Source organism: Hallella sp., assembly GCF_037460745.1.
GTDB lineage: Bacteria > Bacteroidota > Bacteroidia > Bacteroidales > Bacteroidaceae > Prevotella > Prevotella faecis.
Genome location: NZ_JAXVAE010000036.1, coordinates 1 through 9285 on the forward strand (window position 1 = coordinate 1; position 9285 = coordinate 9285).

A 9285-nucleotide genomic window follows, 5' to 3' on the forward strand; every position below is an offset into this window, starting at 1 on the left:
CACTTTATTTGATGAATTTTAATAACTATGCGATTTTATCGCATCAGTACTATTTACTTATTTCTTGCGTTTCGCTTGTCGTATATCGCTTTTTGTATTAACTTTGTAACAACTAACTAAAAACCGTTACAAATGATTGATATCCTTAGCCACTACGAACCGATTACGCTCGACGAAATGAGCGGCATCCGGCTGATGAACCGCACGGATACCAAGTTTGTCACCACAAAACCCATGCTGCGCCAACTCCTGCTCTTAGCACAAGATGATTATCGCGTGCAAGAAATAAAAGGCGAACGCATAGCACCTTATTACACGGTATATTTCGACACGCCCGATTACGCCATGTACCTCCGCCACGAGACGGGGCACACCAACAGGCAGAAGCTACGCATCAGGTCGTATGTCAACTCGGGGCTCAACTTCCTGGAGGTAAAGACCAAGAACAACCATGGAAGGACAAGAAAGAAGCGCATCACCATGCACGACTTCGACCCGAAGTGCCCGCAACACAACATCGTGTTCAGGCCCGAGGAGTGCGATTTCCACCTCTACGACGAGTTTCTTACCGCCAACCTACGATACGAGCCCACACTTCTCACCGAGAAAGTGGAAAACCACTTCAACCGCATCACGCTGGTCAACAAACTGAAGACAGAGCGCCTCACCATCGATTTCGACCTCGAGTTTGACAACATCGGCAACGGAAAGCACAAAGACATGGGAAACATCGTCATCGTGGAGCTCAAACGCGACGGCCTCCAACCCAGCCCAATCCTCAACCACCTGATGGAGCTGCGCATCAAGCCCATGGGCTTCAGCAAATACATCATTGGATCGGCACTCACCGACAGTACACTCCATTGCAACCGCATCAAACCACGATTGCGCAAGATTGAGAAAATGATGGCCGAATAAGACCTTCGTTTTCATTAAGTCAAATGGGCAGAACCGAACTTACCATAGATCGGCTATGGCGAGAAAGGGACCATGATTGGAACTAACGTCAACTCACACAAAACAAAAACCAATACACCGAAACAAAAACCTTCCCCACCGAAACAAATAATTTAAATAATGGACATTTTCAACCTTACATTCTCACACGACTTCCCATTGATGATCGTTAGGTTCATCATCCTGATGCTCGTCACATGGACCATCGTCGACCGCCTCTACTACAAGAAGAGCCATCGACGCGACTTTTATTTCTCGTTCATGCTCATGAGCGTGGCTATCTTCTTCCTCGTTTATTTCATGATTTTCGTGCTCGAAGATCTCAAGGCCAAAACCAGCATCGGCATTGGTATCGGCCTGTTCGGCATATTCTCCATCATGCGATACCGCACCGACGCCATGCCCGTAAGAGAAATGACGTACATGTTTGTCATCATCGCCCTGTCGGTGGTCAACGCCATTGCCAACAGCGTGTCGGTGGTGGAGTTGCTCGCCACCAACCTCATCGTCATCTTCCTGATATGGATTTGCGAGACACAACTCAAGCAAGAACCCGCAAAGCTGGTGCAGTACGACCGCATAGACCTCATCACCCCCGACAAGCGCGAGGAGCTGATGGCCGACCTCACCAAACGCCTGGGCATCAACATCCTGCGAGTGGAGGTGGGAAGCATCGACTTCCTGCGCGACATGGCCATGCTCAAGGTGTACTATTCGGCCTTATCGAGCGACACCGACCTGGACCAAAAGATTCGCCTCACACGCGAAGACCAGAAGCAGTTTGCCCCATAAACCCATAAAACCCTAACCATCATTCACCAACCATTCACAAAAACATGAAAAAGCAACTATTCATCACCCTCGCGCTCCTGGCCGCACCCTTGTTGGCGTCAGCGCAAAGTGAGCCGAAAACAAGCGACGACTTTGGTATCTGGACCGACATCTCGGCCGAGAAGAAACTATCGAAGAAGGCCAGCGTGGAGATCGAAGCTGAGTATCGCACAGCCAACAATGCCAATCAAAACAGCCGTTGGTCGATGGGACTATCGGGCGAATACAAGCTCACCAAGTGGCTCAAGGTGGGAGCGGGATACACCTTCCTCTACAACCACAACGACAAGTACACCTACCACGACGAGGATCCCAACAAGGCCAACTACGGAAAGCTAAACAAATATGCCTCTTACTGGGGCCCACGTCACCGCGTGAACGTTGACGTGACAGGCGCCGTAGGATTGGGCAATTGGAAGTTCGACCTGCGCGAACGCTGGCAATACACCTATCGCCCAGAGAAAACCATCGACGAGCGCTACGATTTCGACGACGAGGACTGGGACGGCAAGCAGAAGACCTATAGCGGAAAAGGAAAGAACACACTGCGAAGCCGACTGCAGGTTTCCTACGATAAGAAAGGGCTCGACGTGGAGCCTTACGCCAATGTGGAACTCTACAACGCGTGGAGCGTGGAGAAGGTGCGCTACACCGTGGGACTCGACTGGAAGATTGTCAAGGGCCAGACGCTCGGTGTGTACTACCGTTACCAAGACAACAGCAAGGATGACGACGACAACGACCGCAACATGCACATCCTCGGACTGAGCTACAAGGTTAAATTCTAACCACAAACGGCATACCGCAAAGGCGTCGCGCGGCTTGGTGGGCGGCAATCAGCACCCACAAGGCCGCGCGACGCTCGCTTTTCCACCACCAAGAGCACGTCTTTCCGAAAAAATACGTAACTTTGCATACAACAACAAAGCATTTCCAAACGGCATGCCAAACATAGCCTCATACTTTCCCATCACCGACCCCACACTCATCTTCTTTGTGGTGTTGCTAATCATTCTATTTGCGCCCATCATCATGGGCAAGCTACGCATACCGCATATCATCGGAATGGTATTGGCAGGAGTGCTCGTCGGGCAGTACGGGCTCAACATATTGGAGCGCGACGCCTCCTTCGAACTGTTCGGACGCGTGGGACTTTACTACATCATGTTCCTCGCATCGCTCGAGATGGACATGGATGGCGTGAAGAAATACAAGAACCGCATCATTGTCTTTGGCCTGCTCACATGCTTCGTTCCGCTTGCCATAACCTATTTCACGAGCATGGCCTTACTGGGCTACAACTCGGCGTCGTCGTTCCTCGTGGGATGTATCATGGCGTCGAACACCTTGGTGGCCTACCCCATCATTTCACGATACGGACTGCAGCTCAAGCCCAGCGTAACGCTCAGTGTGGGCTCCACCATGCTCAGCCTGCTCATATCACTCATTCTGGTGGCCGGAATCGTCACGGCACACAAGGGCGGTGGCGACACGTTGTTTTGGATAGGGTTCGCCGTTAAGTTCGCCGCTTACTGCGCAGGCGTCATCTTTCTTGTGCCCCGCCTTACCCGATGGTTTCTCCGACGCTACAGCGACGCCGTCATGCAATTTATCTTTGTATTGGCCATTCTCTTCCTTTGCGCGGCGCTCGCCGACCTGGTGGGACTGGAAGGCATCTTCGGAGCGTTCTTCGCCGGCATCATTCTCAACCGGTACATACCCCATGTGTCGCCCCTGATGAACCGCATTGAGTTTATCGGAAACGCATTGTTCATCCCTTATTTCCTCATCGGTGTGGGCATGCTCATCAACCTACGCCTGCTCTTCGCCGGCGGAAACATCATCTGGGTGGTGATCTGCATCGTGGTGTTCGGCACATTGGGCAAGGGCGTAGCGGCACATTTGGCCTGCACCTTGTTCCGCATGCCCATCTCCTCAGGCCACATGATGTTTGGCCTGACCTCAGCCCACGCCGCGGGAGCCATCGCCATGATCATGGTGGGCATAGGGCTGAAGACCGACGATGGGCAACTTCTCGTGAACGAAAGCATGCTTAACGGTGTGGTCATCATGATTCTGTTTACCTGCATCATATCATCGATGATGACAGAATGGTCGGCCCAACGCATCGTCATGCGCGACAAAGACGTGGCGCACGACAATGAGACGCACGACGACGAGCGCATCCTTGTGCCCGTGAAATACCCCGAATACGCCAACCAACTGATCGCTATGGCCATCATGATGCGCAACCCAAAACTCAACCGAGGCATCATGGCGCTCAACGTGGTGTACGACGACGAGAACATGCGGAGCTACCAGGAACAAGGGCGCCGACTGCTGGAGCAGGTAACCCAATATGCCGCTGGGTCGGATGTGAAGCTGCAAACACAAGTGCGCGTGGCCGCCAACATTGCCAATGGCATCAAGCACGCCTTCAAGGAGTTTGAGGCTTCGGAGATTCTCATTGGCATGTACATGCACGCCAACGTGTCGCCGAAGTTCTGGGGACAGTTCCACCAGAGCCTGTTCAACGGCCTGAACCGCCAGATTATCATGGCGCGTCTGCACCACCCGTTGGCCACCCTGCGCCGCATAGAGGTGGCGGTGCCCTCGCGCGCCCAATACGAGCCGGGCTTCTATCGCTGGTTGGAGCGATTGTCAAGGCTCACGGAAAACCTCGAGTGCCGCATCATCTTCCACGGACGAGGCGACACGCTGATCATGATCAACGAGTTTGTGCGCAACCACCATCCACAGATGCGCGCCGAATACCTATCGATGGAGCACTGGAACGAGATGCCCAAGCTGGCCTCCACCATCCAGGAAGACCATCTCTTCGTGGTCGTAACGGCCCGAAAAGGCACCGTGTCGTACAAGAATGCGCAAGAGCGTCTGCCTGAGGAGCTCACCAAATACTTCACGGGCAAGAACCTCATGATTATCTTCCCCGACCAGTTTGGCGACGACAAGACTACCATGACCTTCGCACAACCGCTGCACACCGAGGAGCAGTCGGCTTACGAGGCCATCCACGAGTGGTTGCAACGCCATCGCCATTGGTTCAAAAAATAACACCTCCCAAGTGGCGACCCGTCAAGCCACCACCGGACGAAAACACCCATTCTTATGATAAACATTCAAGGTATCACCAAATCATTCGGCAACCTCCAGGTGCTCAAAGGCATCGACCTACACATTGGCAAGGGCGAAATCGTGTCGATCGTTGGCCCTTCGGGTGCCGGCAAGACCACGTTGCTGCAAATCATAGGCACCCTCGACCGCCCCGACAGTGGATCGGTCACCGTCGACGGCATCAACGTGTCGGGCCTTTCGACCAACAAACTGTCCGATTTCCGCAACCGCCATATCGGCTTTGTCTTCCAGTTCCACCAACTTCTGCCTGAGTTTACGGCCTTGGAGAACATCATGATTCCCGCGTTTATCGCAGGCAAAGGGCGCAGCGAAGCCAAGGCGCGCGCCGAGGAGCTGCTGCAATTTCTGGGACTCGCCGACCGCGCCAACCACAAGCCCAACGAACTCTCGGGCGGTGAGAAGCAACGTGTGGCCGTGGCACGAGCCTTGGTCAACGAACCGGCCGTGATCCTTGCCGATGAGCCGTCGGGCAGTCTCGACACCAAGAACAAGGCCGAACTGCACCAATTGTTCTTCGACCTGCGCGACAAGTTTGGCCAGACGTTCGTCATCGTCACCCACGACGAGCAGTTGGCTGCCATCACCGACCGAACCATCCACATGAAAGACGGCCTGCTGATGCCCGAGAGCACCATCACTTCACCCAACGACCCCACAACCACTACCGTATGAATACCATCAAGATTGGCGACTACAACACGCTTAAGATGACGCGATTGGCCGAGCGCCCCAACCCCCACGCCTATGGAGGCAAGGAAACCTTCGGCATTTTCCTTGACGGCGGAGCCGAGGGCGACATTCTCATGCCTGCCAAATATGTGCCCCAAGGGGTGCGAGAGGGCGACGACGTAACATGCTTCGTTTACCTCGACCAAGACGAACGCCTCATTGCCACCACCGAACAGCCGTTGGCCAAGGTGGGCGACTTCGCCTACCTGAAATGCACATGGGTCAACAAATATGGCGCTTTCCTCGACTGGGGACTGATGAAAGACGTGTTCTGCCCGTTCCATGAGCAGAAACGCCACATGGAGATTGGCGAGTATTACATCGTTCATATCCACGTGGATGAGGAGAGCTACCGCATCGTGGCCTCAGCCAAGGTCGACAAATATCTCAGCCAGCCCAAGGCCGAGGATTTCCCCACGGCCACCCAGCAAGGCGAGGGCGAGCACTCGAAGGGCGTGGCGTCGGCCCAGCCCCTTCCGCTCTTGGTGTGGCAGAAGACCGACCTGGGCTTCAAGGTCATCGTCGACAACCAGTATGGCGGCTTGGTTTACAAGGACCAGATATTCCAACCCATCCACACAGGCGACCGCCTGACGGGTTACTTGCTGAGCCTTCGCCCCGATGGCAAGATGGATATCAGCCTGCAACTGACGGGCCATCGCAAAACCATGGACTTCTCCAACACCCTGCTGCAATGGCTGAAGGAGCACGACGGCCACTGCCCTCTGGGCGACAACAGCGCGCCCGAAGACATCAAGCAAATGTTCCAGGTTAGCAAAAAGGTGTTCAAACGTGCCGTGGGCGACCTCTACAAGAAGCGCCTCATCACACTGGGCGACAACGGCCTGACGCTCGTCGCCTCTGAGCCCTCCAACCCTCAGCAGGATTCCCAACGCCCAACGCCCTACAAACACAGATAGAAACACGCCACCATTTATAACCCTGAGCCCCGCTCCATCCTATAAGCCAAGGATGAAGCGGGGCTCAACGTTATACGAGATGTAAGGGCTTCTTCACAAACAGTTCAACCCAAATCGTCATTAGATTTCAATTCTTGCTAGTGTTTGTTTCGAGCAGGTTGCGACAGTCGCGCCCAAAGGCATAGCGGGCTATGTAGAAACGCGAATGGAAGCAAGATGTCGAAAGAAACGCTGACAAGAGTTGGAAAGAAACAATAACAATCTACCATTTCACCTATTTCGGTCTAATGACCGATTGGGGTTCATTGGAATGGGGACAAATGCCAACGCCACTACCCCACCCCACCAACCAAAAACGCTTGGCGAGGAGGATTGCTCCTTCATCGCCAAGCGTTATGATTAGGTCAATGTATCGCGTGCTTTAGAACTCAGCGTTCTTCGGTGTACGCGGGAAAGGAATGACGTCGCGAATGTTCTGCATGCCCGTAACGAAGAGGATGAGGCGCTCGAAGCCCAGTCCGAATCCAGCGTGGGGGCACGAACCATACTTACGTGTGTCGAGATACCAGTCGTAGGTCTGCTCGCGCATACCACGGCGCTCAATCTCGCTCATAAGCTTCTCATAGCTCTCCTCACGCACAGAGCCGCCGATGATCTCGCCAATACGCGGGAAAAGCACATCGGTACCCTGCATGGTCTTGCCGTCGGGGTTCTTCTTCATGTAGAACGACTTGATCTCTGCGGGATAATCGGTCATGATGACGGGGCGCTTGAAATGCTCCTCCACGAGATAACGCTCGTGCTCGCTGGCCAGGTCCATGCCCCAACCCGAGATGGGGAACTCAAACTTATGGCCATCCTTGACGGCCTGCTGCAGGATTTCGATACCCTCGGTATAAGTCAAGCGAACAAAGTCCTCCTTGACCACACTCTCCAAGGTCTGCAGGAGCGACTTGTCGATCATCTGGTTGAGGAACGCAAGGTCGTCCTTACAGTTGTCGAGAGCCCACTGCACACAGTACTTGATGAAGTCCTCCTCGAGGTCCATCAGCTCCTTCTTGTCCATGAAAGCCACCTCAGGCTCAATCATCCAGAACTCAGCGAGGTGACGCGGCGTGTTGCTGTTCTCGGCGCGGAAGGTAGGGCCGAAGGTGTAGATGGCACCCAGGGCCGTGGCACCAAGCTCGCCCTCGAGCTGACCCGACACGGTGAGGTTGGTCTTCTTGCCAAAGAAATCCTTGTCGTACTCCACCTTGCCACTCTTGGCCACACGGTCCAGGTCGAGCGTTGTCACTTGGAACATCTCACCAGCGCCCTCACAGTCGCTGGCTGTGATGAGCGGAGAGTTGAAGTAATAGAATCCGTGCTCATGGAAATACTTATGGATGGCAATGGCCATATTATGACGAATGCGGAACACGGCGCCGAAGGTATTGGTGCGCAAACGCATGTGAGCATACTGACGCATATACTCGAAGCTCTGTCCCTTTTTCTGCATGGGGTAGTCGGACGGGCAGAGACCGTAGATCTCAATCTCCTCGGCCTGCACCTCGCAGGTCTGTCCCTTACCTTGGCTCTCCACGAGCAATCCCGTGGCGCGGATGCAAGCACCCGTGGTGATGCTCTTCAGATCGTCCTCGTTCATCTTGGCGGGGTCTACTACGACCTGGATATTCTTGATGGTAGAACCGTCGTTCAGAGCGATGAAGTCGACAGCCTTGCTGCTGCGGTGCGAGCGCACCCATCCCTTGACTGTAATCTCTTTACCATAGTCGGTGCTCACCAGGGCATCGACGACTTTTGTTCTTGTAGACATGATACCTATTATTTACTATTCATACATACCGTTGCGGAGCATCTCCACCTCCTGCTCGGTGAGGAAACGCCAGTCGCCACGGCGAAGGTTTTTCTTTGTCAATCCGGCAAACTGAGCGCGGTCAAGCTTCACAACACGATAGCCCAGCTTTTCGAAGATACGGCGCACGATACGGTTGCGGCCGCTGTGGATCTCAATGCCCACCTGGCTCTTGTCGCGATCGTCGGCATACTCAATGGCGTCGGCGTGCACCTCACCATCCTCGAGCTCAATGCCCTCGGCAATCTTCTGCAGGTCTTCCTCGCTCACATTCTTGTCGAGGAACACGTGGTACACCTTCTTCTTGAGGAACTTGGGGTGAGTGAGCTTACTGGCCAGGTCGCCATCGTTGGTAAGCAACAGCACACCGGTGGTGTTGCGGTCGAGGCGGCCAACCGGATAGATGCGCTCGGGGCAAGCGTCCTTCACGAGGTCCATCACGGTCTTACGCTGCTGGGGATCGTCGCTTGTGGTAACGTAATCCTTCGGCTTGTTGAGCAGCACATACACCTTCTTCTCCAAAGAAACCGGCTGGTCCTGGAACTTCACCTCATCGGAGCGCTTCACCTTCATGCCCAGCTCTGTGGCCACCACACCATTGACGGTGACGACGCCTGCCTGGATAAACTCGTCGGCCTCACGGCGTGAGCACACGCCAGCGTTGGCCAAATACTTGTTGAGGCGGATGGGCTCGTTGGGATCGATGTGCTCCTCCTTATACTCGATACGCTTCTTCATGCTATACTTAGCGTTGGGATCGTATCCGGGACGCTGACCATAGCCACCCTGCTGACGGTTGTAACCACCCTGACGGTTATAGCCTCCCTGACGGTTGTA

The 9285-nt window shown here is 54.2% G+C and carries 8 protein-coding genes; 6 read left to right on the forward strand and 2 right to left on the reverse strand.

Features of this window, described 5'->3' with window-relative positions; translation table 11 throughout:
* The first annotated feature begins 132 nt into the window (after positions 1-132).
* The 6 genes from WKK33_RS00775 (at position 133) to WKK33_RS00800 (ending at position 6593) form a co-directional block, all read left to right on the forward strand.
* Positions 133-918, forward strand: a complete 786-nt coding sequence (locus WKK33_RS00775) for a polyphosphate polymerase domain-containing protein (RefSeq protein WP_287769716.1) — start codon at positions 133-135, stop codon at positions 916-918.
* A 159-nt stretch (positions 919-1077) separates the two neighbouring features.
* Entirely contained in the window at positions 1078-1749 is a 672-nt protein-coding gene (locus tag WKK33_RS00780) for a DUF4956 domain-containing protein (RefSeq protein WP_337469619.1), read from the forward strand.
* 44 nt (positions 1750-1793) lie between these two features.
* Positions 1794-2576: a DUF2490 domain-containing protein gene (locus tag WKK33_RS00785; protein WP_337932053.1), complete on the forward strand. Its 783-nt coding sequence runs from the start codon at positions 1794-1796 to the stop codon at positions 2574-2576.
* A 154-nt stretch (positions 2577-2730) separates the two neighbouring features.
* Positions 2731-4863: a cation:proton antiporter gene (locus WKK33_RS00790; protein ID WP_337932054.1), complete on the forward strand. Its 2133-nt coding sequence runs from the start codon at positions 2731-2733 to the stop codon at positions 4861-4863.
* A gap of 54 nt (positions 4864-4917) precedes the next feature.
* Complete coding sequence (locus WKK33_RS00795; protein WP_215759762.1) at positions 4918-5616, forward strand: ABC transporter ATP-binding protein; 699 nt, start codon at positions 4918-4920, stop codon at positions 5614-5616.
* Positions 5613-6593 carry a S1-like domain-containing RNA-binding protein gene (locus WKK33_RS00800; RefSeq protein ID WP_337570655.1) on the forward strand — a complete coding sequence of 327 codons (981 nt, stop codon included), beginning with the start codon at positions 5613-5615 and terminating at the stop codon, positions 6591-6593. Before WKK33_RS00795 ends, WKK33_RS00800 begins: the two co-directional genes overlap by 4 nt.
* 421 nt (positions 6594-7014) lie before the next feature.
* Here WKK33_RS00800 and asnS read toward each other — a convergent pair whose 3' ends face one another.
* Together asnS and WKK33_RS00810 are read right to left on the reverse strand one after the other, a co-directional pair.
* A complete protein-coding gene (gene asnS / locus WKK33_RS00805; protein WP_337469623.1) occupies positions 7015-8409 on the reverse strand; it encodes an asparagine--tRNA ligase in 1395 nt (464 codons plus the stop codon).
* A gap of 15 nt (positions 8410-8424) precedes the next feature.
* Positions 8425-9285 (reverse strand): pseudouridine synthase (locus WKK33_RS00810; RefSeq protein ID WP_337932056.1); only part of this gene is annotated, 861 nt, incomplete at its 5' end.

Coding starts and splice junctions, on each gene's coding strand:
- WKK33_RS00775 (WP_287769716.1), top strand. CDS start 133: ATGATTGATATCCTTAGCCACTACGAACCGATTACGCTCGACGAAATG.
- WKK33_RS00780 (WP_337469619.1), top strand. CDS start 1,078: ATGGACATTTTCAACCTTACATTCTCACACGACTTCCCATTGATGATC.
- WKK33_RS00785 (WP_337932053.1), top strand. CDS start 1,794: ATGAAAAAGCAACTATTCATCACCCTCGCGCTCCTGGCCGCACCCTTG.
- WKK33_RS00790 (WP_337932054.1), top strand. CDS start 2,731: ATGCCAAACATAGCCTCATACTTTCCCATCACCGACCCCACACTCATC.
- WKK33_RS00795 (WP_215759762.1), top strand. CDS start 4,918: ATGATAAACATTCAAGGTATCACCAAATCATTCGGCAACCTCCAGGTG.
- WKK33_RS00800 (WP_337570655.1), top strand. CDS start 5,613: ATGAATACCATCAAGATTGGCGACTACAACACGCTTAAGATGACGCGA.
- asnS (WP_337469623.1), bottom strand. CDS start 8,409: ATGTCTACAAGAACAAAAGTCGTCGATGCCCTGGTGAGCACCGACTAT.